The organism is Pantoea nemavictus (assembly GCF_037479095.1).
Lineage (GTDB): Bacteria > Pseudomonadota > Gammaproteobacteria > Enterobacterales > Enterobacteriaceae > Pantoea > Pantoea nemavictus.
This window is the reverse complement of record NZ_JBBGZW010000002.1, coordinates 556,972-580,778: the sequence shown is the minus strand read 5'-3', so window position 1 is coordinate 580,778 and position 23,807 is coordinate 556,972. Positions and strand designations below refer to the sequence as shown.

25 protein-coding genes are annotated in these 23,807 nt (G+C 49.8%); 13 read left to right on the top strand and 12 right to left on the bottom strand.

The features are described 5' to 3' along the window. Positions 1-24 precede the first annotated feature (24 nt). On the top strand, positions 25-291 hold the full coding sequence (locus WH298_RS22290; protein WP_180824094.1) for a hypothetical protein: 267 nt from the start codon (positions 25-27) through the stop codon (positions 289-291). Between the two features lie 44 nt (positions 292-335). On the opposite strand, the gene WH298_RS22285 is transcribed toward WH298_RS22290, so the two are convergent. Next, positions 336-692: a DUF4440 domain-containing protein gene (locus WH298_RS22285; protein ID WP_180824093.1), complete on the bottom strand. Its 357-nt coding sequence runs from the start codon at positions 690-692 to the stop codon at positions 336-338. Positions 693-742: 50 nt separating this feature from the next. Continuing rightward, entirely contained in the window at positions 743-1,126 is a 384-nt protein-coding gene (locus WH298_RS22280; protein WP_238344508.1) for an ASCH domain-containing protein, read from the bottom strand. A gap of 138 nt (positions 1,127-1,264) precedes the next feature. On the opposite strand from WH298_RS22280, the gene WH298_RS22275 reads away from it, so the two are divergent. The 6 genes from WH298_RS22275 (at position 1,265) to WH298_RS22250 (ending at position 6,798) form a co-directional block, all read left to right on the top strand. Further along, on the top strand, positions 1,265-1,480 hold the full coding sequence (locus WH298_RS22275; RefSeq protein ID WP_049853205.1) for a YdgH/BhsA/McbA family protein: 216 nt from the start codon (positions 1,265-1,267) through the stop codon (positions 1,478-1,480). Between the two features lie 526 nt (positions 1,481-2,006). Further along, a complete protein-coding gene (locus tag WH298_RS22270; RefSeq protein ID WP_180824311.1) occupies positions 2,007-3,248 on the top strand; it encodes an MFS transporter in 1,242 nt (413 codons plus the stop codon). A gap of 17 nt (positions 3,249-3,265) precedes the next feature. Beyond that, positions 3,266-4,429, top strand: coding sequence for a mandelate racemase/muconate lactonizing enzyme family protein (locus WH298_RS22265; protein ID WP_180824092.1), 1,164 nt, complete (start codon positions 3,266-3,268; stop codon positions 4,427-4,429). After that, the gene (locus WH298_RS22260; RefSeq protein WP_180824091.1) at positions 4,423-5,319 is read left to right on the top strand and encodes a dihydrodipicolinate synthase family protein; all 897 of its coding nucleotides are present in this window, start codon (positions 4,423-4,425) and stop codon (positions 5,317-5,319) included. The genes WH298_RS22265 and WH298_RS22260 overlap by 7 nt, the downstream gene beginning before the upstream one ends. Then, positions 5,316-6,212, top strand: a complete 897-nt coding sequence (locus WH298_RS22255; RefSeq protein WP_180824090.1) for a 2-dehydro-3-deoxygalactonokinase — start codon at positions 5,316-5,318, stop codon at positions 6,210-6,212. Before WH298_RS22260 ends, WH298_RS22255 begins: the two co-directional genes overlap by 4 nt. After that, a complete protein-coding gene (locus WH298_RS22250; RefSeq protein ID WP_180824089.1) occupies positions 6,202-6,798 on the top strand; it encodes a bifunctional 4-hydroxy-2-oxoglutarate aldolase/2-dehydro-3-deoxy-phosphogluconate aldolase in 597 nt (198 codons plus the stop codon). Before WH298_RS22255 ends, WH298_RS22250 begins: the two co-directional genes overlap by 11 nt. On the opposite strand, the gene WH298_RS22245 is transcribed toward WH298_RS22250, so the two are convergent. Next, on the bottom strand, positions 6,775-7,470 hold the full coding sequence (locus WH298_RS22245; protein ID WP_180824088.1) for a helix-turn-helix domain-containing protein: 696 nt from the start codon (positions 7,468-7,470) through the stop codon (positions 6,775-6,777). The genes WH298_RS22250 and WH298_RS22245 overlap by 24 nt on opposite strands. A gap of 86 nt (positions 7,471-7,556) precedes the next feature. Next, positions 7,557-8,213, bottom strand: a complete 657-nt coding sequence (locus tag WH298_RS22240) for a hypothetical protein (protein WP_180824087.1) — start codon at positions 8,211-8,213, stop codon at positions 7,557-7,559. Positions 8,214-8,821: 608 nt separating this feature from the next. Here WH298_RS22240 and WH298_RS22235 point away from each other — a divergent pair. Next, a complete protein-coding gene (locus WH298_RS22235; protein WP_180824086.1) occupies positions 8,822-9,274 on the top strand; it encodes a GNAT family N-acetyltransferase in 453 nt (150 codons plus the stop codon). 169 nt (positions 9,275-9,443) lie between these two features. Here WH298_RS22235 and WH298_RS22230 read toward each other — a convergent pair whose 3' ends face one another. Then, the gene (locus tag WH298_RS22230) at positions 9,444-9,932 is read right to left on the bottom strand and encodes a GNAT family N-acetyltransferase (RefSeq protein ID WP_180824085.1); all 489 of its coding nucleotides are present in this window, start codon (positions 9,930-9,932) and stop codon (positions 9,444-9,446) included. A 201-nt stretch (positions 9,933-10,133) separates the two neighbouring features. Further along, a complete protein-coding gene (locus WH298_RS22225) occupies positions 10,134-10,556 on the bottom strand; it encodes a GNAT family N-acetyltransferase (protein WP_036619826.1) in 423 nt (140 codons plus the stop codon). A 375-nt stretch (positions 10,557-10,931) separates the two neighbouring features. Here WH298_RS22225 and WH298_RS22220 point away from each other — a divergent pair, with 375 nt between their 5' ends. After that, positions 10,932-11,843 (top strand): alpha/beta fold hydrolase, encoded by a 912-nt coding sequence (locus tag WH298_RS22220; RefSeq protein ID WP_180824084.1) that lies wholly within the window; start codon positions 10,932-10,934, stop codon positions 11,841-11,843. Between the two features lie 181 nt (positions 11,844-12,024). On the opposite strand, the gene WH298_RS22215 is transcribed toward WH298_RS22220, so the two are convergent. Next, positions 12,025-12,603 (bottom strand): TetR/AcrR family transcriptional regulator, encoded by a 579-nt coding sequence (locus WH298_RS22215; RefSeq protein WP_180824083.1) that lies wholly within the window; start codon positions 12,601-12,603, stop codon positions 12,025-12,027. A gap of 178 nt (positions 12,604-12,781) precedes the next feature. On the opposite strand from WH298_RS22215, the gene WH298_RS22210 reads away from it, so the two are divergent. The 3 genes from WH298_RS22210 to WH298_RS22200 all read left to right on the top strand — a co-directional run bounded on the left by WH298_RS22210 (position 12,782) and on the right by WH298_RS22200 (position 14,955). Then, positions 12,782-13,528: an SDR family NAD(P)-dependent oxidoreductase gene (locus tag WH298_RS22210; protein WP_180824310.1), complete on the top strand. Its 747-nt coding sequence runs from the start codon at positions 12,782-12,784 to the stop codon at positions 13,526-13,528. A 207-nt stretch (positions 13,529-13,735) separates the two neighbouring features. Next, positions 13,736-14,227 carry a nuclear transport factor 2 family protein gene (locus WH298_RS22205; RefSeq protein WP_180824082.1) on the top strand — a complete coding sequence of 164 codons (492 nt, stop codon included), beginning with the start codon at positions 13,736-13,738 and terminating at the stop codon, positions 14,225-14,227. After that, on the top strand, positions 14,227-14,955 hold the full coding sequence (locus tag WH298_RS22200; RefSeq protein WP_180824081.1) for an SDR family NAD(P)-dependent oxidoreductase: 729 nt from the start codon (positions 14,227-14,229) through the stop codon (positions 14,953-14,955). Before WH298_RS22205 ends, WH298_RS22200 begins: the two co-directional genes overlap by 1 nt. Before the next feature lie 816 nt (positions 14,956-15,771). Here WH298_RS22200 and norW read toward each other — a convergent pair. After that, positions 15,772-16,917 (bottom strand): NADH:flavorubredoxin reductase NorW, encoded by a 1,146-nt coding sequence (gene norW / locus WH298_RS22195; protein ID WP_180824080.1) that lies wholly within the window; start codon positions 16,915-16,917, stop codon positions 15,772-15,774. Positions 16,918-16,921: 4 nt separating this feature from the next. After that, positions 16,922-18,391, bottom strand: a complete 1,470-nt coding sequence (gene norV, locus WH298_RS22190; RefSeq protein WP_180824079.1) for an anaerobic nitric oxide reductase flavorubredoxin — start codon at positions 18,389-18,391, stop codon at positions 16,922-16,924. Positions 18,392-18,849: 458 nt separating this feature from the next. On the opposite strand from norV, the gene norR reads away from it, so the two are divergent. Beyond that, the gene (gene norR, locus WH298_RS22185) at positions 18,850-20,370 is read left to right on the top strand and encodes a nitric oxide reductase transcriptional regulator NorR (RefSeq protein ID WP_180824078.1); all 1,521 of its coding nucleotides are present in this window, start codon (positions 18,850-18,852) and stop codon (positions 20,368-20,370) included. Between the two features lie 151 nt (positions 20,371-20,521). Here norR and WH298_RS22180 read toward each other — a convergent pair whose 3' ends face one another. The 3 genes from WH298_RS22180 to budA are packed head-to-tail and all read right to left on the bottom strand — an operon-like array spanning position 20,522 to position 23,793. Next, the gene (locus tag WH298_RS22180) at positions 20,522-21,295 is read right to left on the bottom strand and encodes a (S)-acetoin forming diacetyl reductase (protein WP_049853176.1); all 774 of its coding nucleotides are present in this window, start codon (positions 21,293-21,295) and stop codon (positions 20,522-20,524) included. 21 nt (positions 21,296-21,316) lie between these two features. Continuing rightward, a complete protein-coding gene (gene alsS / locus WH298_RS22175; RefSeq protein WP_180824077.1) occupies positions 21,317-22,996 on the bottom strand; it encodes an acetolactate synthase AlsS in 1,680 nt (559 codons plus the stop codon). Between the two features lie 14 nt (positions 22,997-23,010). Then, positions 23,011-23,793 carry an acetolactate decarboxylase gene (budA, locus tag WH298_RS22170; protein ID WP_180824309.1) on the bottom strand — a complete coding sequence of 261 codons (783 nt, stop codon included), beginning with the start codon at positions 23,791-23,793 and terminating at the stop codon, positions 23,011-23,013. Positions 23,794-23,807 lie beyond the last annotated feature (14 nt).

The following is a 23,807-nucleotide window of genomic DNA, read 5'->3' as shown; positions in this document are numbered from 1 at the left end:
AGCATTTGGCTAATGGAGCGACTTATGCCTCACTACTGCTTTTATAAGAAGGATAAGCATATCCTGGTGGTGAACAGAGCAGATGAAAGCAGAGCAACGTTGCTGATCGGTCAGGGATATGACAAACAGGTTGAAGAAGTAACCGCATCCCATGCTGAAGCTGCACTGCTACGTTTTAGGGATATTTGCCAGGAAGAAAAGACGACGGAGTCTGCATTCGCAACGGGTGGAGCGTTTGTAGCGCTAACGGTTGGCTTGAAGGCCGCGGTAAATTCGTTGTTCCTGAAATAAAGGCCCTCAAAAATAGCTTATTGCTAATGCTTCAATAAGCATTATTAAGTTGAACCTGCTTCTGGTGTGCCCTGGTGAAAAGCGAGCTGCCAGCCGTTTTCCTCGCAGAGTATCCAATAAGATGTGCGTAGAGACGCTCGACTACCATCGGATTGGGAGGTTCTGTAATGCAATATTACGCAGGCATCACCCAGGCAGATCAGCTGAAAATCAGCGCTCAGAATATCTGGGGCATCTCTCTCGTGCTCGAGTGATGCTATGGTCTCGATGCGGTTAACCATCAAGCCTGAACGGGTGATTTCGTGAAAATGTGGATGCAATATTTGCTCAAGCCAGTTGCGATCGCTCCGCTTTTCACCATGAAGGCTGCACTCCAGAATTTTTAGCTTTTCAAGCAGCACGGGTTATATCCTCGACCTTATGAGCATTAGATTTTGCCCGCGTTTCGGTGTCAATCGTTGGCTGACGCAAGGTGATGTATTACATCTACCTCAGAATCTAGCTCAATATCAGGATAGTGTTCACGCATCCCTGCCAGCAGTACCTTATCAGGCCACACATCTCGCTTATCCAGATAACCTGCAACAGCAGACAACGGCATCCTGTTGACTTTAGTCACCATCACTCGTGCTGTGTCAGATGTATCTGATGCATTCACATAGATCATCGCACCAGGAACTATTTCCTGTTCACGCCAACGGATGGTATGCGTTTTTATGCCTGTCCGAACTTCGGAAAGCAGCCGCGGGACAATTTTAAGGCTTTGAACCATGTTATCTCCTGCAAAGCAGTAGTGTGCTTGTTCAACTCTGCTTTGCGATAAGGTGTTATCCATAGGAAGTGCCTATCGGCGCAATAGTTAGCAAGATCACAATACCAGCATTTATTGTTAATTATGAAATGATAACTATAGGTATTATTATTCCATCGAAAGCGAACGAGCTTTCAACCATACACACTAAGGAATATGACCATGAAAACTATCAAAGCAATGTCTATCGCCGCCGTAGCCGCTCTTTCTCTGATGTCTGCAGCAAGCTTTGCGCAGAGTGTTTCAGTAACCTCCGGTACGCTGGATGGTGCAGAAGCAAAAATTGCAGCGAAGGCTCAGGAACAAGGTGCTCAGTACAAAATTACTGAGGCAAACACCAACAATATCGTGCACATGACCGCAGAATTATACAAATAACGGATGGTCGCAAAGGGAAGTGCCGGAAAAGGTCGCCATAATGGCGGCCTTTTTCGCGTCTGAGCTTAAAATGTCTGCTACATGGTGTGTCCTTTAGCTACGGACATCACCATGTACTCATAAAGTAATAACATGACCTTGAGTTCTGTAAAATTTAGTGGGCTGACATGACAAATACGCATTGCAAAAAACCGCCGGCAGTATAGGTAAAGCTTTGGGTTGATGCGTAATGGCATGGTCTGTTAACTATAATCCCGGCTTCCAATGAGCACTTTGGCAGAAAACACTTCTCTGCTTCACTATGTGAAGCAATTGCCGGATTTGTTCTTTGATTAGCTTCACGCTATCTCTCATCACCAGCGCAACATCCCATCAAAATTCATACGCTAACTTCCAAGACATGACGCGTCTCCCTGTGGCGCGACATTTACTTTCTGGAGGTCGTATGGAGAATTCAACCCGTCAGTATGGCGGTGAGTACGTGGCGACAAAAACCAATAATCCGCCAAAGCGTACTGCCAAAATCATGATGGCAGCCGGGATTGGTCATTTTATCGAGTGGTTCGATTTTGGCTTATACGGCACCCTGGCGGCGATTATTGCCAGCAACTTCTTTGTCAGTTCTGACCCTGCTACCGCACTTCTGAAGTCTTTTGCTGTATTTGGATCCGGCTTTTTAATGCGTCCGCTGGGTGGCTTCTTTTTCGGTTCGATGGGCGATCGTCTGGGACGACGCAAAGTGTTGGTGACGGTAATTGTCATCACCTCAATATCTACATTTGTGATGGGCATTCTGCCGACCTGGCATCAGGTTGGCATTATCGCACCGGTGCTGCTGGTGATGACTCGATTAGTACAAGGCTTCGCAGCAGGTGGTGAGAGTTCCGGCGTAATCACCTATCTGGCAGAGAGCGCTGAGCCGCATCGTCGCGCAACGCTTACCTGCTGGAGTGAGAACTTCAGTTTTATGGCGTTTGTTTGCGGCTCTGGACTGGTGCTGTTGTTGACCTATTGGTTGGGTGAGACGGCAATGAATGACTGGGGATGGCGCATTCCTTTCCTGCTCGCTGCACCGCTCGGATTGGGTGGGTTATATATGCGCCGCAACATGGAAGATTCGGCGGAATTTCACAAGTTAAAAGCCACTGGCAAAATCGAAAAATCGCCACTGCGTACTGCCATCAAAACCTCATTGTCGGCGTTGCTGTTTTGCACCGGTTTCGTCGTGATCAAAGCGGTCAGCAGCTGGGTGCTGCAATCCTTTATGCCCGGCTATTTGTCTACGCATCTGCACTACAGCCGTACTGATTCTTATCTCATCACCACGCTGGGCTTACTGAGCGTCGCCGTTTGTATGCCAATCACGGGCTACCTGTCTGACAGATGGGGACGACGGCCGCTGATGCTGGTGGCATGCGCGGGTTTCATCCTGTTGACCTATCCCGCCATGCTGCTAATGACACAGGGATCGGTAGGCAGCTCTATCGCGGCAATGAGTGTACTGGGTGTGTGTGTTGCGCTGTTTAATGGCGGCTGTGGCGCAGCAATGGTCGAACTGTTCCCGACGGCGATTCGCTATGGCGGCATCGCGATGTCCTACAACCTGACTGTGGCGGTATTTGGCGGTGTAACCCCTCTGGCTTCCGCCAGCCTGATCTCCTTAACGGGAGATCCGCTGTCACCCGCCTGGTACGTGATGATCACCGCCCTCATTTCATTTATTGCAGTGTGGTTTGCCAAAGAAACTGCCGGAAAAGTATTGGATTAACGGAAACTGGAGCCTTTATGCACATAACGAAAGTGGAGTGTTTCCCACTCAAAATTACCCCGGAACATGCCTACCTCGGCGGTAAGTCGGACGGAAGCGGCCCGGATTATTACTATCGTCCAGAATACCGCTGCGTCTACTCACGCAAGATGGAAACCTGCCTGGTGAAAATTACCAGTAGCGAAGGGCATGTAGGGTGGGGAGAAGCGCTGGCGCCGGTGGTGCCTCAGGTGATCGCGGAACTGATTAAGCAACTGTTTGCGCCATTGTTGATCGGGGAATCGCCATTCTCTAGCGGCGTGCTCAACTCAAGGATGTATGACTCGATGCGCGATCGTGGACATACCGGTGGTTATCATATCGACGCTATTGCTGGTGTGGATATCGCATTGTGGGATCTCAAGGGCAAAATTCTGGGTCTTCCGGTCCATCAACTACTCGGCGGTGCTTTCCGCGATGTGATTCCTTGCTATGTCTCGGGTTTACCTGAGCCCGACATTGAAAGCCGCTGCCGCCTCGCCAGGCAATGGCAGGAGAAGGGCTTTAATGCCGTTAAGTTAGCCCTGGGTTACGGCGTGCGCGAAGACATTAAAAATATTCGCGCCATTCGTGAAACGCTCGGCGATGAGGCGCAAGTCTTCATTGATGCGCACTGGAATTACAGCGTGGCAGAGGCTACCGATTTAGCGGCGCAACTGCACGCGCTGGGCGTCGGCTTTCTCGAAGCACCACTGCTGCCAGAAGATATCGCCGGCCATCGCGAATTACGTGGCAAAAGCGCGGTCAGCATTGCGTTAGGTGAAACCGAGCGTACGCGTTATCAATTCAAAGCGGTGATTGAACAGCGCGCTGCAGACATCCTGCAGCCCGATGTCGGCAGAACCGGCATTAGCGAGCTGATGCATATCGCATCGCTGGCCGAGACATGGAATTTACGCGTGGCACCGCATTTAAGCGTAGGTTTAGGTCCCTGCATCGCCGCGTCGATCCATGTTGCCGCCGCCATACCCAACCTGTTTATGCTCGAATATCAGCCGCCCGTTTTTGCCATCGCTAATCAACTGCTCAAGCAGCCACTGATTTGCGAACACGGTGAGTATCATCTGCCGCAGGGCGCAGGGTTAGGCATTGAAATCGATGAGGATCGCGTGCGCGACGCGGTGATGGAGGCTGCATGTTAAAAGGTAACGTACCGATTCTCGCCACGGCGTTTGATGAGCAGGGCCAGCTGGATTTGGCATCCATTGAACGTTTGGTGAAATTTCTGCTGCAACAAGGCATTGATGGCCTGGCATTGTTTGGCAATGCTTCCGAAGGCTACGCCTTAACGCAGGATGAAAAGCAGACTCTGTTCTATTGCGTCAAAAGGCTGGTGGGTGATTTACCGCTGGTGGCTGCAGCTGGCGGTGCTTCATCCGCTGTTGCCATTGAAGAGATCAACCGGGTGCATCGCTGGGGGGCTCAGGTGGCAATGGTCAATCCGCCTTCGGTGGTTAAGCCCGGTCCGGAGGAGATCTATCACTTCTGGCGAGACATATGCCAGGCCTGCGAAATCGATATCATGATCCAGGACGCGCCTCTGATGACGGGCGTTAACATTCCCGTTTCGACGCTGGTGCGTTTGTGTCAGGACTTTCCTGCCATCAGGTATATCAAAGTGGAACAACCGCCGACGACGTTGAAAATCACTGCGTTAAAACAGGCGCTTGGAGATAGCGTAGGCCTGTTTGGCGGCTTGAACGCAGGTTTCCTGTTTGAGGAGTTATGCCGTGGTGTAACGGGCACCATGCCTGCTTGCGAATTCCCGGACGTGATTAATGCCATCCTGGCGGCATGGCAGCAGGATCGTCAGGAAGCGCAGGCGCTGTTTTATCGCTATCTACCTTTCCTGCGCTATGGAGTGCAACCGGGGATCGGGGTAGCCATACATAAAACAGTGCTGCATCAGGCAGGCATTTTTGCCAGCGATTATGTACGTGAGCCGGCGAAAAGTCTGGATGACGCCACGCGTCGGGAATTGAAAGAGATCACGGATTACCTGCCTCTCGCCGTGTTGGGAGGACGTCCATGAACTATATCGCGGTGGACTGGGGTACCAGCAACTTTCGCGCCCTCAGCGTGCGCGATGGCGTAGTGATCAAATCTGTGCAAGACAGCTGCGGCGTCGGCAAGTGCCAGCGCTCAGCGTTGCCTGAGCTTTTAAAGCAGCAGCTGCATCGGCTGGAAGATGCTTACGATGAACAAATACCCGTGCTGCTCTGCGGCATGATTGGCAGCAATATCGGTATTGCTGACGCCGGTTATCTCGATTTGCCACTGAGTTTTTCGCAACTACTGGGTAAAGGCATGGAACTGCCGGGTATCTTGCCAAATCCGCTGACCTTACGTCCCGGCATTTGCGATAAACGAGTGAATGAGATCTGCCGGGGTGAAGAGATGCAGCTGGCGGGTGCGCTTACGCTTTCTGATGCCGCCACATTCGCCGCCGTCGGCACCCACAGTAAATGGCTGAAGGTTGAGCGCTCGCAGCAGCAGGTCACAGGGATGCAGACCTTGATGACCGGCGAGCTTTATCATTTATTACTCAATCACTCCGTGGTGGGTAAAGGCTTGCCGGAGCAGGTTGACTCACCGGCCGCTTTTCAGGCGGGGGTCGAAACGGCGCTATCAGTGGTGCATGAAAAAGTTGAGCTGGTGACGGAACTGTTTCGCTGCCGGGGCCGTTACATTCTTGGTGCTCTGGCACAGGAAGAGGCCGCCTCCTGGCTTTCCGGATTGCTCATTGGATACGAAGTTGCATGCGGACATCCCGGCGGCGATAAAACGGTGTGCTTTATTGGTAGTGAAATGCTTTTGCCCCGTTACCAGCAGGCATGTGAGGTTTTGCATTGTCGTTATGAGCTTTTAGCTGCTGAAGACGCAATCATTGCCGGATTAAATGAGGTGTTTAGCTATGGCGGATAATCACCAAATCATCGCTATCCTCCGCGGGATTACGCCCGAAGATGCAGTGCCGCATATTGCCTGTTTAGTTGAGCATGGCATTCAACGTATAGAAATCACGACCAACTCACCCAACTGGGAAATCAGTCTGCGACAAGTCCGCCAGCGCTTTGGGAGTGATATCCAACTCGGTGTGGGAACGGTCACCACAGAAGATCAGGTGCAGCGCAGCTTTGCCGCCGCTGCGGATTTTATTCTGACTCCTAATTTGAATCCGGCTGTGATTGCGCAGGCTAAACTGCATAGACTTTTAGTGTACGCGGGGGTGTATTCGCCGAGTGAAATATTCACGGCGATCGATCTGGGTGTGGATGTGATGAAGGTTTTTCCGGCCTGTGCACTGCCAACAAATTACCCTCAACTGGTGAAAGGTCCACTCTCTCAGCCCGTCAGCTTTTCAGCCGTGGGTGGGGTAGGGGTGGAGAATGCAGCTGAGTTCCTGCGTTATTACGACAGTGTAGGGCTCGGTTCCGCGCTGTATAAAACGGGCCAGCGCGTGTCTGAGACAGCGGCTCGTTGCGAGTCACTGCTGCAGCATCGGCAGTGATTCTCCGCTGATTTTTTTCGCGGCCGACGTCAGATACAAACGTAAGCTTTCAATATCCATTTTTTCACTGTTGATATTAGATAGCGCGATCGCTGCCTGCATGCCAGGGATATTACATGCCAGGCGGTAATCGCCCTCTCCAAAATCCTTGGCAAACACCTGATGCCGGCGCGACTCGTCAATATCACTTCTCAGTAGTTGATAATCGTGGATACCAATCTGGCCAATAATCTCTTCGTCGCTCATCGCTGATAGAAGTTTTATACCGATTACCGAATCATGGACCGGATAGGACTCATAATTGCCTATGGCACGCGCAATACTTTTTCCGCCGCGGGTATGAATCAAATAGACCACCTTATTTCCACTTAGCACTCCGATCACGATGGAGATGGCATGATTCCCGCTCTCTTCCAGTAAGTCCATTACTGCATTGTAAAAAGCCGAATTGTGAATCGCGTGAGCCGATAAGCGGTGGATACCGATACCCAAACTGTATTTGCGGTTGGCATCGCGCTGTACCATATCCAGCGTCAGCAAGGTCTGTATCAATCGCGTAACCTTGGCTGAATCCAGTCCAAGCTCCCGTCCCATTTCACGAATTCCATGCGGACGAGTCGCTGTCGCAAGTAAGTTCAGGCAGCGGAAAGCATCGTATACTGTGCTATTCATGGATGGCCTTATTGATGACTATAATTTGAAAATGATAAATCCTATTGTTTCAGCGTGATATGAATTTAGAAATAGATTGTGAAATCCTAAATCCTCCCACATATAAATCGCTGTCCCCCAGGCACGTCACTCACTCTTTTCAAAAAATCCCCAATCGCCGTCTCAATAACCGGCACACTCAGCGCCTCAGCATCAACAATCATCCGTAGCCCATGCCCATAAGCGAACCCCGGTAGAAACTGATAACCACAACACACAGCCGGCGGTTCATCTTGCGCTATTACCTGCTCACGCTTCTCAACAAACTGCCAAAATGTCAGTCCGCCAAAAATCGCATAGGCCTGTTTTTCTCGGTTCACAAGGGTATGGCTAACGATTTTGCCTTTGCTATTCACATTTGTGGTTGTTTCATATCGCGCCTCTTCTTCTTGTTCCTGCTGACTGAGCATCGCCCAGGTTTCATTGAATGCGCGATCATGTACCGCATCTTGAAACGCCAACTTAGCCGTGATGATTTCAGCATTCCAGAGATCGGCGGGATCGCGGCCGACAAAATAGATATCACTCCACGCCCAAATATGGTCGGGGTTGTCTTGGTAGTGTTGGATATCGCAATCATCATAGAACATCCCGCCACAACGCTGACGTTCACGATAGATACGGTTTTTAAGCTTGATGACTTTTTTACGACGCTGACGACGAGAAAGGGAAATGAAGGGGCGGTGTTTGTTGAAAGGCGACATGGAAACTCCTTAACCGGCAACGCTAATGCGGCTGGAAGCAGTCCAGCCGCATAGGCTAGCAAAAGGCGAGGTTGAGGAATAGGCGTGAGGGAAAGAAATTTAACGGTACACCACCACCTTTACCCCTTCATCCGCGTATAGTTAAACAAAATAACGGCTGCGAGTAGGTCGCTGCAGCCTTGTGAGATCGCCTACAGCAGTTTATGGCATAAATGATTGACGTGAGGCGGATGTCCGATATGAGCGAGGAACGCACATAGTAAAGTCGGCTTTTTCACCCTACTTAAGCCTATCTTCGAAGTCGATATCTCGTATCGCATTAAATTGTCGAAAGGATGAAGTCGCAGATGCGCATATCCTCATTATGCAGTTCAAATCTGAGTTGGCTACAGTTCCTGATTGGGATGGAGATACACTGGATGACATCTGGAGAGCCATTGAACTGTATAGAGCAATCTTGTCAAAAGTAAGAGAATAAATGGCTGGAGTCCGCTCCTGGCACGAAGCGGACATTTATAGTTACAAAGGCAAGGGCATTACGACTCTCACGCTAAACCCTTCAGTTAATCATGTCCAGAATATGAAGACTGAAATCATTGGAATGACTGATGGATATCCAATTCGCAAATCTCACCCCGGGCAACCCGGGGTTTATTGAGCTAAGAACGCAGAGCATGGCTGAAGGATTTAATATGCTACGCAGGCTGGAAGAAAATTGGCTTAGCGGACATAACCGTTTTGACAGGCCCGGGGAAAAACTGATTGGGGCTTATGCTGATGGTTTAATTGTTGGCACGTGCGGACTTAATATCGATCCTTTTACGCAATCCGCTGGCATCGGACGTTTGCGACATTTCTATGTAGGTACTAGATGGAGAAATCGGCGGATTGGCAGTGGCCTGCTCAGTGAAACACTAAAGGATGCTGGTCGCTGGTTTGATTTTATCAACACCAACGCTCCCTCATCGGCATTCACTTTCTATGAACAAGCTGGTTTTGTTGCTTTATCTGGTATGGAAAAAGTCACTCACCAATTATGCCTGAGAAACCCAGCACGGTAGGGCAGTAACGAATTGGAAAGTTAGCTAATTCTGTCCACGCATGCTGAACGGCTACCGAAAAGCCTTCACTTGCTAATGACGTCCGCTTCAGGCACCGAATTGCATACCAGGAAGACAGGTAGGGCAGCTATGAGCGAACACCGGAAATAGTTCTAAATTACTTAGTCTGTTATTTAATATTCTTGTTCACAATGGCCTTACTCATATTGATACCCGTTACCCCATAACCGCTGCTCTCGTAGATATGGAGAGCACGAGCATTATCTCCAGCAACGCGGAGTCTAATCTCTTTAAAACATTTATCCTGAAGATTCTCTTCAAAAGCGCTAAGAGTCTGTTTACCCAACCCCTCTCCTTGGTATGAATTGAAAATATGAAAATCATAAATAAACGCTGTGCGCATTCCCGCATCTGGCTTGTACCAGAGATAGCCAACATGCCTTTGAGATACATCTAAGTTTTCGACAATAGACAGTAAAGTTTGCCCCTGTGTATTCATTCCTTCCGGAAGCAATTCTGATATTTCCTGCCTGGCTCTCACCAGCGAATCACTTTTGGACATCCGATAATTTGACGCTATCTCATCTGCATAATCAGAAATAAAATATTCAAGATAAGCAGGGTACTCTTCTTGCGTCATTAAGCGAAACGAGACCATCTTTTAATCCTTATTTAGTAAGCTTATAGATAGAAAACAGCAGATTAATAGCATTAACAACGATATAACGGTAATGATATTAATTTAAAGAATTATAAAGTTACCGTGCGATTACCTGAGGTGACATCTCATTTTCCTCTACTGGCACAAAGCAGACAGCTGCTAGACAGGGTCCCATATGCGCGAAAAGCAGACATTATCTTATGTAGTTTTAGTTCGTTTCCAGACCCTTGCCATGCCTTCACTCACAGGGCTGACTCGCATGAAGCCAAATTTTTCGTACAACTCCGGGACATCAGCCATGAGAGTTACATAAGCACCATCACATGCATTTTTATCGAGCCAGTTTGCCAAACTTTCCATTAACTTGCGGCCCAGCCCTCTACCCTGATGCTCTGGATCAACAGCTACATCGACAATTTCCATATTAATGGCGCCGTCACCCACTATACGTCCCATGCCGACGACAGTATTCTGCCAGCATATATGTACACCATAACAGCTGTTAGGCAGCCCCAGACGGACACCCTCTGCGGTACGAGGCGTCAACCCTGAGATAATGCGTAAGCGGCAAAAATCCTCTACGGACGGAACAGTTTCAACAAGCTGATAGTAATCAGACAAAAGGGTATCCTCTGGTTTAGAGTCCACTTTTGAGCACAAAGCGGACTGACTTGGGCACAAGGTCCGATATGAGCGAGAAGCGGACGTCAAAATTTTGGCATTAGGGATGTTATACCAAATTAGACTTAACATCCCTTTCGCTCACCCGTTTGTGTTGACCCAGAACGCAGACGTCCGCTTCTGGCACACAGCAGACATTGCAAGGCATCTCCGCTATGAGTGAAAAGCGAACTAACGTTTATCCTGGCAGCGCGGAACTGTTACTGGCACATGCCAAAGTCTTTTTATCCATCCCTTAATGATTTTATCTTTTATGATAAACCCTTCAGTAAGCTAACCCGGTTCATCAGGGATAAAATAACAAGGACTAAACTCATGCCCACCGCAACTATTCGTGCCACGCTTGGAGGGACTCTTTTATTGCTGTCAGTCTTAGTCTCAGCGTCCGCAACTCAGTCTATGTCCATACCTGCAGAGCATCCGAACTCGCAGCGTATCTCTGTACAGACGCAAGGCTCAGGAGCGGATGTCATATTAATTCCGGGGTTGGCATCGTCACGCGAGGTTTGGGGCGATTTAGCATCAGGTTTACGTAAGAGCCACCGCATTCATCTCATAGAACTTGCGGGCTTTGCGAGTACGCCTGCCATTGCCAATCCTGACGGGAAGGTCATCGCGCCGGCAGTTGATGCCATCGCTGATTACATTCAAAGCCAGCACATCAAAGCACCGGTAATTATTGGCCATTCTCTTGGGGGAGAAATGGCAATAATGCTGGCGGCCCGTCATCCCGACCTGGTCGGTCGTTTGATGATCGTCGATGCGTTGCCGTTCTATATGCTGATGATTGACCCTGCGGCGACCAGCGAAACTGCTGCCCCACGTGCTACTGCTACGCGGGATTGGCTACTGAGGCAGTCGCCGGAGCAAATGGCAGAGTTTCAGAAAGCATCCATAGCCCGTCTGGCTAAGACCGAGTCGGAGAGGCCAGCGTTGGTGACGGCGGGGATTAATTCTGATCGCAAAACAGTGGCGGATGCCGTGTATGAATTAATGATTACCGATCTGCGTCCCGAACTTGGTCGCATTAAAGCGCCGATTGAGGTCGTGTACGCGTATGACACCTTATTCGGAATTCCTGCCGCCAGCGTGGATGCGATGTACCGTCAGGCCTATGCTTCTGCGCCAGATATTCATTTCACACGTATCGATAACAGTTTTCACTTTATTATGCTGGATCAGCCAGAACGGTTTTCCAACGAAGTAGAGTCATTCTTAAATCAATAGATGCTGCTGCTGCACATCAGGTCGGCTGTGAGAGAAAAGCAGCCGCTCTTGTTTTCAATAACGATGTATAAGTTATCCACTTACCACTGTAGGTGATGAATAATTAGGGGGGATGGAATTTTAAATAAAAACATAACCTTTTTAGAGAACGGATTGATATAGGCGACCCAAACGCTCAATATTATTTAACATGTGCAGAAACAACCTGTGAAGACATTTTTGCTGTTTCTATTAGTCTGCGTTGAGACATGCCCTGATAGGCTGCAGCAGATAACCCTTTCAGTGTTACCACAATAAAGTCTGTAAGGCATTCAGCTGATTGTGGACACTTAGCCATAAGCCAGTTATGAATGGCTGTAGTTCCTGGCTGAGCTATCTTACAGGCGACTTCCCGGGCATCTTTATCATCAGCGCGCATGCCCTCAGTAACCAAACAACCACGCTGATGCGCATGACGCCCGTATTGTCTGGCTGCTGCAATAAGCAAAGCTTCCACACCTGCCGCAACAGATTTCTCGGGTGATAAAAGTTTATCTAGAGGAAGCGCGCTCTCCTGTGCGTAACGTTCCAGTGTCCTCTGGTATAAACCCACCTTACTGCCATACGCAGCATAAAAACTGGGTGGCTTAATGTTCAACGCCTGAGTCAGGTCAGCAATGCTCACTGCGTCATAGCCATGTTCATGAAATAGCGCCTGTGCAATGGCCACACCAGCCTCGCGATCAAAAGCAGGGCGTCGCTGCCTGTTTATCTGTGTCATCTCGCCTCCTGAATGCTATTTATATAGTAATCGCTAAATGATAAAGCATCAAAGGTTAAATTTATGTAATTGAATTTAATCGATTTATAAATAGCCATTAAAATAAAGCTTGTACATGAATCTCTTTCTATGTAGTGATCACTACATGTTCAATCACTACCAGAAAGGAAAAATCACCATGCCTCAGTCATTCCAGAACAAAATCGCAGTTGTAACCGGTGCGTCATCCGGCATCGGTCTGGGTATCGCGCAAGAGCTTGCCGCACGCGGTGCAAGCGTAATCATTACTGGCCGAAATAAAAATAAACTTGAGTCGGCAGTCAGTACTTTAGGCCCTGATGCGAGTCAGGTTCAGCTGGATGTATCAAGCCTCACCGATCTGGATACATTTTATGAGCAGATTAAATCCCGATTTGGTCGCATTGATATTTTAATCGCTAATGCAGGCATGGGAGAAATTGAACCACTCGGGCAAATTACTCCCGAGAAGTTTGATCGCCAGTTCACCACCAACGTAAGAGGTATTACATTTACCGTGCAGAAAGCCTTACCGCTGATGAAACCCGGTAGCAGCATTGTTATTACAGGATCGACGGCCTCAATTAATCCCGGGGAGGGGATGAGTATTTATGGCGGTACCAAGGCCGCATTACGCGCAATGGTACGTAGCTGGATACTGGATATTAAAGGTTCAGGCGTTCGCATAAATGTTCTCAGTCCGGGCCCAGTTGATACGCAGTCTTTACGCGACTTCCTGCCACAGCCTGTGGACGTAATTTTACAATCGTTAAGAGACCGCAGCCCAATCGGGCGCATTGGGAAGATAAGCGAAATTGCAAAAGCGGTTGCTTTCCTTGCCAGTGAGGATGCCGCCTATATCAATGGCGCTGAAATATTTTCTGATGGCGGTGCATCGCAGATCTAATATTTTTAATGTAGCGAAGAAACTAACAATTATATCTCATCTGCCGAGTGACGTTGTTCATCATTTAATGTGAGCAATACATTTTCTGCACTGCTGGATGAATGTGTCAATTACACGCTTTCTGAGTCTGTTATCAAATTAAGTTAATTATACCCGTTCGCTTTTAAAAGAATGTGGAATTTAATCCTATCCTGAGGAGTTCTAATCATGACTAACTTTAACAAAGTTGAAAATATTCAAAATTATATCGATGAATTACAAATACAGCGTTTGCTGGCTATCTATGTTCACAATCTGGATGATGGGAAATTTGCCGAAAACGCTGAATTGTTCCAGCATTCCGAATTTATCGTTTTAAGTGATACTGCGCAGGGTCGCGAAGAGGTTGAACAATTTCTTATCCATGGCGTTCAGCGCCATGAAGACGGAACGCCCCGGACGTCGCATAACGTTTCTAATGCACTGATAGACATCTCGCCGGCCGGTGATACAGCAACGAGCGTCAGCTATTTCACCGTGCATCAGGAGCTGGATGGATTTTCATTGCAGCCAATTTGCACTGGACGCTATTTCGACATTTTTGAGAAACATGACGGTCAGTGGCGCTTCACATCCCGCAACGTTGTTCCGCGTTTAATGGGTAATCTTCAGTTCCATGTTGGCAACTCTGCCGCCCGTTCACAGGCTGAGGAGGCGTAGTGGACACTAATAAGAACGCTCTCGTTACCGGAGCCAATAAAGGTATTGGTTTTGCAATCGTCAAAGGTCTGGCAAAGGCCGGTATGACGGTCTGGATGGGCGCGCGCAACCGCAGGCGGGGTGAAGACGCCGTTGAACGCTTAATCCAGGAAGGTCTTGACGTCAGACTACTTGAACTGGATGTCTCGGATGAAGCAAGCGTGACCAATGCCGTTAATGAACTCTCGCGTAAAGTCGCATCACTTGATGTCCTTATTAATAATGCCGGCATCATCAATGATATTCATATCCCACCAAGCCAGGTCAGTATTAAGGATATAAAAGCGGTGTATGAAGTTAATCTGTTTGGCCCGATTCGGGTGACACAGGCTTTCCTACCTCTGCTTAAAGCGTCCAGCAATGCCCGGATTGTCATGATGGGCAGCGGCGTAGGATCCTTAACGCTAATTACCGATCCGACTTCAATATATTCAAGCGTAAACCTGTTAGGTTACACCTCTTCAAAGGTTGCTCTGAACGCTGTTACCGTTTCATTCGCGAAAGAACTCGAACCTATGGGTATTAAAGTCAATGCCGTTGAACCCGGCCATGTGCAGACCGATTTAAATGGCAATACGGGTTTTCTGACGCCAGATGAAGGAGCCATTACGGCCATAAAAATGGCATTAACGGAATCAGATGGGCCGACGGGTGGTTTTTTTGGTAGCCATGGTCGTCAGCCCTGGTAGTGGCGTTCTTGTTGGATATTTGCTGGCTTAACCGAAGCTGATGAGTAAGTTTTACAACAGCTAAAGCCAGGGATTGAATGGCCGACATTTCATCATTCTCTGAATGGCCGTGTTGAGCACAAGAACCCTCAGAACCATGGATGATAAAAAGGCGTTATGTGCAAGGATGCACCTGCCAGCCCCTAAAAGCTGTGAAGCAAGGGACGCGCATTATAACGATTGTTCAGATTACAGGTTTTGTCAGAGGCATAACGGCGAAAGGCCTAAACAACGGCAAGGCACAGTCTGTTTTTTGATAACGCCAATACTAAGATAAACATCGCGGCGTTTAATCCACGGCAACATTCATTAATGTCCGCTACTGGCACTGATTGAAACTTATAAAAATGCGGCTTAGGTGTTGTTTATTATTCAGCCACAACCTTTTTGCCTTCTGCTGGCTCCCACGCATTCCACATCTCCCAAAATATCACCGCAACGACCTCCTTGAGCATTCCAGGTGGGAACGTTTACGCTGAGAAATCGTTCCAATACTTGCATCAATGCGTGCATCAACGTCCCATGTTCCCATATTCATGGCGAAGGAATCACAGTGCATGGTTAACCAAATAATTCTCCCACAGGTGCAAGAGGAGGGGTTATGCAGGGTAATATTGGTTACTGCTGGGGCTTCAGGCATATTCATTGTGCCACATCCTTTGATATTAAGTTGGAAGCAATGGCCGGTGGATTACCGGCCTGGTTGATGCAAGGACCATCACCGCTTTAATTAGCGAACCTAAATGCGTCCGATCGTCTGTTAATAAAATGCTTGGGTTAAGATGTGCCCGAAAGTTTGATGTCCTTCAACATACTGAATGCCAGCTTCATATGCTCTTCGCTGACAACAAATGCCCGTAATGCCCCGTCTTCATCACGGCCTTGAGCAATAATGCCTGACGGGGATAACGCCATATCCCAATGATAAGCTGCATTCGCTGGATCGCCCGCCAGGTGAAGCGGCATATCCGGCGTTTTAACCTTGATCAACATGGCTGGCAGCATCAGTTTGGCGTCGTGACCGGTAAGGTTTTTAGCCAGCGTCATTGCCGCAAGGGTAGCGGGCTGCAGATAGGGCATCAGTTTTCCCTGAATCTCTGCACAATCACCCAAGGCGTAGACATCGGTAGCCGAGGTGGCGAGAGTGTCATCAACCACAATTCCACGACGTGTTTCGATTCCCGCACTCTGCGCCAGCGTAAGATTAGGGCGTAAGCCAATGGCACACACCACGGCGTTAAAGATCCTCCGTTGTCCGTTACTGAACGTTGCCTCCAGTAAATCATCATGCCGTGAGATTTTGCTGAGTTCATGCCTGAAGAGAAACTCTACCCCGTTGTTCATCAAACGGTTGTGCAGACGAGCACTGATTTCCGGCGGTAACAGCGCCGAAAGAAGGCCGTTACTGCGGTCCATTACCGTTACTGCTTTACCTGCACGGTTAAAATCCATCGCGAGTTCTGTGCCGATGAGACCCCCGCCGACCATCAATATTCGATGCGCATCTATCAGCGCGTTGTCATAGCGGCGGTATTCCTGCTGACTGTTCAGCGTGAAGATCAGATCACTGCCCTCTATCGCCGGTACGATGGCCTCGGCACCAGTAGCAAGCACCAGCTTGCCATAGACGTAATCGCCAGCGGGAGTTCTGATAACCTTTGCTGCCGTATCAATGCGCGAAACCGTGGTAAAAGGATGCAGCATGATGTTCTGGTTTTCTGCCCACTCTGCTGCGGTTTGTCGAGTGAGTGCCTCAGCGCGATAACCCATACTGAAAACATGACTGAGTTCGGGCTTGTTGTATTCATCACAGCTATCGGCCGCAAAGATGCGAATCGGCACATGTTTATCCAGATGCCGGATGTTTTTGACCAGCTGGCGGGCGGCGAAGCCTGAGCCAACAATCACAATGTCTGCTGACATGGACTCAGCCCTCGTAAGGGTCAAACACGGATTTGCCCAACGCGCATCCAGGGCATAAGAAATCGTCTGGCACGGCTTCCCATGCGGTTCCGGGTAGGACATCCTGGTTTGGTTCGCCCTCGGCCGGGTCGTAAACCCACTGACAAACCGTACAAATCATTTTCTGCCCGATGTCTTCACCCGCTTCTACCACACCGACGCCACCCTGGTTTATGGGTGCGGAAGCTGCCATAACCGCAGCGGTGGTATTCGCTGCGACGATGGCTACCGGCAGCGGCGAGAGCGCCCATTCACGGGCGATTTTGCGGCCATGCTCGCGGCACTCTTCCAACGCGGAGAGGTCGGGACGCCACTTGGTTTTGAGCGCAATCGTCATATCAAAACCGGCATCCTGCAGGCGAGTGGCAACGCGATCCACCGCTCCGCCGGTCCAGCCATAAGAACCGAACGCGGAGGCGCGTTTATTGCGGAATTTCAGGCCGGTAATCTCTTCCAGCATGCCCGCCACCTTCGGCATCATCACATTGTTCATGGTGGAGGAACCGACCAAAATGCCCTTGGAGCGGAAGCAGGAGGTGATGATTTCGTTTTTGTCGTGGGTGGAGACGTTGTAAACCTTCACGGCAACGCGCGGATCGGTTTCGCGGATACCTTCGGCGATCGCATCCGCCATCATGCGGGTGTTGTTAGACATGGCGTCGTAGAACAGGGTGATGCGATCTTCCTGATAATCCGCAGCCCATTGCAGGTACAGCTCAACAATCTGGGTGGGTTTATCGCGCCACACCACGCCATGCGAAGTCGCAATCATGCTGACCGGCAGATTAAAGCCGAGTATCTCATTGATTTTTGGGGTAACCAGACGCGCAAAAGGCGTCAGGATATTGGAGAAATAGCGCTGGCATTGATCAAACAGTTCGTGTTGGTCAACTTCATCGTTAAACAGATGTTCATCGCAGTAATGCTGGCCGAAGGCGTCATTACTGAACAGCACGGCGTCCTCTGTCATGTAAGTCATCATGCTGTCTGGCCAGTGCAACATCGGGGTTTCAACAAAGATCAGTTTTTTGCCGTTGCCGAGATCAAGCGAATCACCGGTTTTAACCACGTTAAAATTCCATTCGGGATGGTGGTGATGACCATTGATGGAATCAACGCCGTTAGCGGTACAGTAAATCGGCGTGCCTGGAATCAGCGCCAGCAGTTCGGCGAGTGAGCCTGAATGGTCTTCTTCTGCATGGTTAATTACGATGGCATCGATTTTTTTCAGGTCGATTTCTTCTGCCAGATTCTTAACAAAATCAGTACGGAATTTCAGATCAACCGTATCGATTAGGACGTTTTTGGCTTCGCGAATAAGATAGCTGTTATAGCTGGTGCCCCGCTGCATCTTGTACTCTTTGCCGTGAAAGTGCTCAACTTCCCAGTCACGTTTGCCGACCCAAAAAATGTTGTTTTTTACGTGAATATTCATTTGATGCCCTGTTAGCGTAAGTTGGTTTCACAATCGTTATGCATCAAGCGTGCCAATATTTAAATTACTGATATTTATATGTTTACATATTGGATTTTGTTTAAATTACAATAACCAATTTTGTGTTAGTGACAACTAATTGTATTAATGACAATTTACAGGCATAAAAAACCCGCCGCAGCGGGTTATATATTCAGTGCAATTAACAGCGCCGGTGGATAGATGATGCCGCTGCCCAACGCAGGGCATCAGCGGCCGATGCAATTTGCTAAGCGCTAAGCGCCTGACTGTTTTGTTGTTCTGACACGGTGATACTCCTGAGCTACATTATCTAATCTAATGAGGCATATTCCGTGCCATTACATAACACGTTGATTTTAATCAAATATATAATTTAATATTGTGTTAAATACAATGTCTTTGCTTGTCTTTGAGACAATTCATGTGCGGGTGACAATATGACTCTTTCTGTTCAGACGCTGGCGGCATTGGCTGTTGATATTCAAAATGGAGTGCATGGCCGCGACCGGTTTATGCGGATGATTAACAGCATCCACGGCGCGCTAAAATGTGACGCCACCGCGCTATTACGTTATGAGAATCAGCAGTTTCGTCCGCTGGCCACCGCAGGTCTGGCGCCGGATGTGATGGGGCGGCGATTCAATCTTGATGCTCATCCGCGACTTGAGGCCATCGCGCGGGCTGGCGATGTAGTGCGCTTTCCCGCCGACAGTGATTTACCCGATCCCTATGATGGACTGATTCCCGACCAAGGCGATTTACACGTCCACGCCTGCGTCGGCATGCCACTTTTTGTTGGGCAAACGCTGATCGGCGCCCTGACGCTGGATGGCATTAACGCTACTCAATTTGATGATTACAGCGATGAAGAGTTACGGGTGCTGGCGAGCCTGACGGCGGGTGCACTGAATAATGCCTTGCTGATGGAGCGTTTAGAAAAACCCGCCTCATCCTTTACACCGCCACCACACCGGCCCGAAGAGAGTGAGGAGGTGGAGATCATCGGTGATTCGACGGCGTTAGCGCATCTCAAACAACAGATTGGTGTGGTTGCTCCTTCCGATCTCAGCGTGTTGATCATGGGCGAAACCGGCACCGGTAAAGAGTTGGTTGCTCAGGCCCTCCACCAACATTCTCATCGCGCAGCGCGGCCGCTGGTTTATCTCAACTGTGCAGCCCTGCCGGAAAGCGTGGCGGAGAGCGAGCTGTTTGGCCACGTCAAAGGGGCGTTCACCGGCGCCATTCACGATCGGCCGGGCAAATTCGAATTAGCGGATAAAGGGACGCTGTTTCTTGATGAGATTGGAGAGTTGCCGCTTTCGCTGCAGGCCAAGCTGCTACGCGTGCTGCAGTATGGCGATCTGCAGCGAGTGGGCGAAGATAAGCCGCTTTCCGTGGATGTGCGCATTATCGCCGCAACCAACCTTGATATGCGCAAGGCGGTGACCGATGGCAAATTCAGGGCTGATCTTTATCATCGCCTTAGCGTCTTCCCGCTGTTCGTCCCGTCGCTGAATGAACGGCGTGACGATATCGTGCTGCTAGCGGGCTATTTCTGTGAAAAGTGTCGGGTGAAATTTGGCCTGTTGAGCGTTGCGTTAAGTGCTGGCTGCCGCGCTATGCTGCAAGCCGCAAGCTGGCCGGGAAATGTGCGCGAGCTGGAACATGCTATATATCGTGCCGTGATCATCGCGCAGGCCGAATCACGCAACGGCGAAGTCATTCTGCTTCCACAACATTTTCAACTGCAGGATGGCGGAACCGTTCATGCAGAGCCGATCAAAACGTTGCTAACCACGCCAGTGGTGAACCTCAGCGAGGCGACGCGTAAATTTCAGTACGACTACATTAAACAGGTTTATGAAAGCTGCGATCGGGTGTGGGCTAAGGCGGCTAGAAAGCTGGAATTGGATCCCGGTAATCTTCATCGGCTGGCAGTCAAATTGGGACTGAAATAAAGGGTGATGTTAATCGCAAAGATAAAATAGGTCACCTGCCGTTTAGCCAGGAAGACGCGCAACTGTTCTTCCGATGGAATGAGATGCATAGGTAAATACTCATGGCTAATAACTTACCCGCATTGTAGTGCGGGTAAGCACGATCACTGAATCAGTTGAATACCATACCGCCGTCGATTAATAGCGATTGCCCGGTCATGTAATCGGAGTCGGGTCCCGCCAGAAAGGCAACGCAGGCAGCTACATCTTCCGGCTCAGATAGGCGGCCCAGAGTAATACGTTTGGCAAACTCCTCAGTACCATACCCGGCCGGTTTACCTGCCGCTTCTGAGATTTGTTTGTCGATGGATTGCCACATGGGAGTGTTAACAATCCCGGGACAGAAGGCATTAACCGTGATGCCTTTAGGCGCAAGATCCTTGGCCGCTGTCTGCGTAAGCCCGCGAACGGCAAACTTGCTGGAACTGTATACGGCAAGTTCCGGATTGCCTACATGTCCTGCCTGAGAGCAGGCATTAATGATTTTGCCGCCGTGATTCTCCGCGGCGAAAGCGTTGATCGCCGCCTGCATTCCCCAAATCACCCCCTTGACGTTGACGTTATAGACCTTATCCACAATCTCTTCGGTGATATCGCTGATGGGTGTTGATGGCGCAATACCGGCATTGTTTACAATCACATTGAAATCGCCCAGCGCATGGCGTGCCTCTTCAACAGCGTGAAATACCTTGTCGCGTTGGGTGACATCAACCTGCAGCGCCAAAGCCTTTCCCCCCGAGCGGATAATCTCATCAGCGACATGCTGCGCTGTTTCAAGATTGAAATCCGCGATGGCAACGGCAAAGCCGTCTTTTGCCAGGCGTAAGGCAATGGCAGCGCCAATGCCCTGGCCGGCACCGGTCACAAATGCGACTCTGTTTTTCATAATGGCATCCTTGATATTTATTTAGAGAAGTTGACTGAGGTGTAACTGACTCATCAGCAGTGGGTTATCGCTGTAGTCGACCGGAATAGCGACCACTGCCGGGCCACAGACCTCCATGGCTCTGCGCAACGTTGGCTCCAGTTCAGCAGCACTGTTTATTGAGAAGCCGGCAGCGCCGAACGCTTCGGCATAGGCTTTAAAATCAACCGGGCCAAAATTGACACCTGAAATGCGCTGATACTTTTTCTCTTCCTGCATGGCAACCATGTTGTAGGCGTTATCGACCCAGATGATGTGCAGAATATTGGCCTTGAGCCTGACGGCAGTTTCCAGTTCCATGCTTGATTGTAAAAATCCGCCATCACCGGAGACCGATACAATTTTGCGTGAGGGATCAACCAGCCATGCACCGATAGCCCAGGGCAGGGCGACGCCCATGGTCTGCTGACCATTGGAGATCATGATTTGGCGCGCGCGGAAGCTATACAGATATCGCGCAATCCAGATGTGAAAGCTTCCCATGTCAACGGTAAGGCTGATGTCAGCGTTAATGATGTCCTGCATCGCGCGCACGATGCGCAGTGGATGCAGCGCAAACTGATTTAAGCTGGCGCCTTGCAGTGCCAGTAATTGCCGTTGCTGCTGCCGATCTTCCAGCACAGAAGCTGCGATGGTACTGAGCTGAAGCGGCGCGGTGATGCGGGTGGCAATCTTGCTTACGGTCTGGGCAATGTCGCCGACCAGTTCTGCGTCAGGCAGGTAAAGGTTATCCGTATCAGCAGGCAGCACATCAATATGGACCAGCAAAGCTTTGCCGCTGTTCCACATTGCCGGCTCATACTCAACCGGGCTGTACCCGATAGTGATGATCAGGTCTGCCTGCTGTAATAGACGGTCTCCGGCCTGGTTGTTAAATAGTCCAACACGTCCGGCAAACCGTGAGAAGTTCTCCTGTCTGACGGCACCTGCGGCCTGGTAAGTACTGGTTACCGGGATCTGGCTTTTCGACAGTAATTCATGAATCGCAGCACTGTTTTCTGGCTGACTGGCCATCAGGCCCAGCAGAATGACCGGATTTTTTGCCCGAGTGATCTCCTGGCTGACCGCCTCAATCAGGGCATCGGGTGCGGCGCCCAGCTTGATGTGTCCATTGCTGTGCAAAGGGCTGCCGGACACAGGCTGGTCGACAATATCCTGTGGCAGGCTGATAAATGTGCCGCCGCCGCGTCCGTTTTCAGCATGACGAAATGCATTGGAGACACATTCAGTCAGTGCGGAAGGAGAGGTGACCTCAACAGCATATTTAGTGACCGGGCGAAACATCGAAACGGTATCCAGGCTTTGGTGAACCTGTTTGGCGCTATCCGATCGTTTTACCGCTCCGCCAATGGCCACCACCGGATCGCCTTCGCTGGTGGCGGTTGCCATGCCGGTAACCAGGTTCGAACAGCCGGGTCCGGAGGTCACGAGTGCAACACCTGCATGCCCTGTGAGTCGGCCTACTGCTGCGGCCATAAAGGCAGCGTTAGCTTCATGTCTGACAGGGACCAGTTGAATGGGTGAATCCACCAGCGAATCAAACACTTTATCGATCTTGGCACCGGGGATGCCAAACACGTGATTAACCCCCTGCGCTTCAAGTTGTGCGACAACTAAATCGGCGCCGCTGTTCCAGATAGTGTTGGTTTTTAACGTTTTCATAGTGACCTCTACGGTTAGCTTTCAACGGCCCGAATGGCTTCATCAAGATTGTGAGGATTGAGCTCTGCCTGGAGGAATTCGGTATCCCGGGGGAGATCAATCACCAGCTTGCTAATCGCGCCAAAGGTCAGCGTTCCCTCCTCGAGCACATAGTCGAGGATGTGTCCGCCGCCTTGCCGGTCATCAGTAATAAAGTGCTCGTGATAACCGGCCACATTAATCCCCTGCATGTACTGCGGCGTTCGGAAGCCAATCAGTTCACCCGGGGTCTGTTTGAATGCAAAGGTTGGCTGATCGCCCAGCACCTCAGGCATCGAGCGATAAGGGCGGCACTGACAGGGAACGGTACGAGTCTGAACCGACTGGAATCGGCCACTGATGCGCATGGCGCAGAACTGATTGTCTGAAGTGATTTTACTGTCGATAACCCGGTGAACCTCTTCTCGCGTCGCGGTTCCGCTAAAGCGGTGATGATGTTCAGGTTTGAAAAAGGTCATTACTGCAAACGGCGTTTGTTGCTCGGGTTTGGCAGGATTGGCGCTGCCATCGGAGCGTAACTGATAGACTTTGCTGTCGAAGGCGATAAGTTCGCCATCAAGCTGGTTGAACGTACCCAGACCAAAATCGCCTTTGTTTAATAAGTCCGACACCGTGGTGGATCCGTCATAAACACCACTCAGCAGCGCGCTCATCAGGGAGGTCTGATAGATAACCTTTTCTGGTGAATCATCATTGAGTTTTAAGACGGTCTCTTTCAGCTGTTCCTCGCATGAACAGTCAGATACAAAATTACACATTTGCCACCTCGCAA

Bases quoted from the DNA above. Each gene is read 5' to 3' on its own strand.
- WH298_RS22290 (WP_180824094.1), top strand. From the start codon at position 25: ATGCCTCACTACTGCTTTTATAAGAAGGATAAGCATATCCTGGTGGTG.
- WH298_RS22280 (WP_238344508.1), bottom strand. From the start codon at position 1,126: ATGGATAACACCTTATCGCAAAGCAGAGTTGAACAAGCACACTACTGC.
- WH298_RS22275 (WP_049853205.1), top strand. From the start codon at position 1,265: ATGAAAACTATCAAAGCAATGTCTATCGCCGCCGTAGCCGCTCTTTCT.
- WH298_RS22270 (WP_180824311.1), top strand. From the start codon at position 2,007: ATGATGGCAGCCGGGATTGGTCATTTTATCGAGTGGTTCGATTTTGGC.
- WH298_RS22265 (WP_180824092.1), top strand. From the start codon at position 3,266: ATGCACATAACGAAAGTGGAGTGTTTCCCACTCAAAATTACCCCGGAA.
- WH298_RS22260 (WP_180824091.1), top strand. From the start codon at position 4,423: ATGTTAAAAGGTAACGTACCGATTCTCGCCACGGCGTTTGATGAGCAG.
- WH298_RS22255 (WP_180824090.1), top strand. From the start codon at position 5,316: ATGAACTATATCGCGGTGGACTGGGGTACCAGCAACTTTCGCGCCCTC.
- WH298_RS22250 (WP_180824089.1), top strand. From the start codon at position 6,202: ATGGCGGATAATCACCAAATCATCGCTATCCTCCGCGGGATTACGCCC.
- WH298_RS22245 (WP_180824088.1), bottom strand. From the start codon at position 7,470: ATGAATAGCACAGTATACGATGCTTTCCGCTGCCTGAACTTACTTGCG.
- WH298_RS22240 (WP_180824087.1), bottom strand. From the start codon at position 8,213: ATGTCGCCTTTCAACAAACACCGCCCCTTCATTTCCCTTTCTCGTCGT.
- WH298_RS22235 (WP_180824086.1), top strand. From the start codon at position 8,822: ATGGATATCCAATTCGCAAATCTCACCCCGGGCAACCCGGGGTTTATT.
- WH298_RS22230 (WP_180824085.1), bottom strand. From the start codon at position 9,932: ATGGTCTCGTTTCGCTTAATGACGCAAGAAGAGTACCCTGCTTATCTT.
- WH298_RS22220 (WP_180824084.1), top strand. From the start codon at position 10,932: ATGCCCACCGCAACTATTCGTGCCACGCTTGGAGGGACTCTTTTATTG.
- WH298_RS22215 (WP_180824083.1), bottom strand. From the start codon at position 12,603: ATGACACAGATAAACAGGCAGCGACGCCCTGCTTTTGATCGCGAGGCT.
- WH298_RS22210 (WP_180824310.1), top strand. From the start codon at position 12,782: ATGCCTCAGTCATTCCAGAACAAAATCGCAGTTGTAACCGGTGCGTCA.
- WH298_RS22205 (WP_180824082.1), top strand. From the start codon at position 13,736: ATGACTAACTTTAACAAAGTTGAAAATATTCAAAATTATATCGATGAA.
- norW (WP_180824080.1), bottom strand. From the start codon at position 16,917: ATGTCAGCAGACATTGTGATTGTTGGCTCAGGCTTCGCCGCCCGCCAG.
- norV (WP_180824079.1), bottom strand. From the start codon at position 18,391: ATGAATATTCACGTAAAAAACAACATTTTTTGGGTCGGCAAACGTGAC.
- norR (WP_180824078.1), top strand. From the start codon at position 18,850: ATGACTCTTTCTGTTCAGACGCTGGCGGCATTGGCTGTTGATATTCAA.
- WH298_RS22180 (WP_049853176.1), bottom strand. From the start codon at position 21,295: ATGAAAAACAGAGTCGCATTTGTGACCGGTGCCGGCCAGGGCATTGGC.
- alsS (WP_180824077.1), bottom strand. From the start codon at position 22,996: ATGAAAACGTTAAAAACCAACACTATCTGGAACAGCGGCGCCGATTTA.
- budA (WP_180824309.1), bottom strand. From the start codon at position 23,793: ATGTGTAATTTTGTATCTGACTGTTCATGCGAGGAACAGCTGAAAGAG.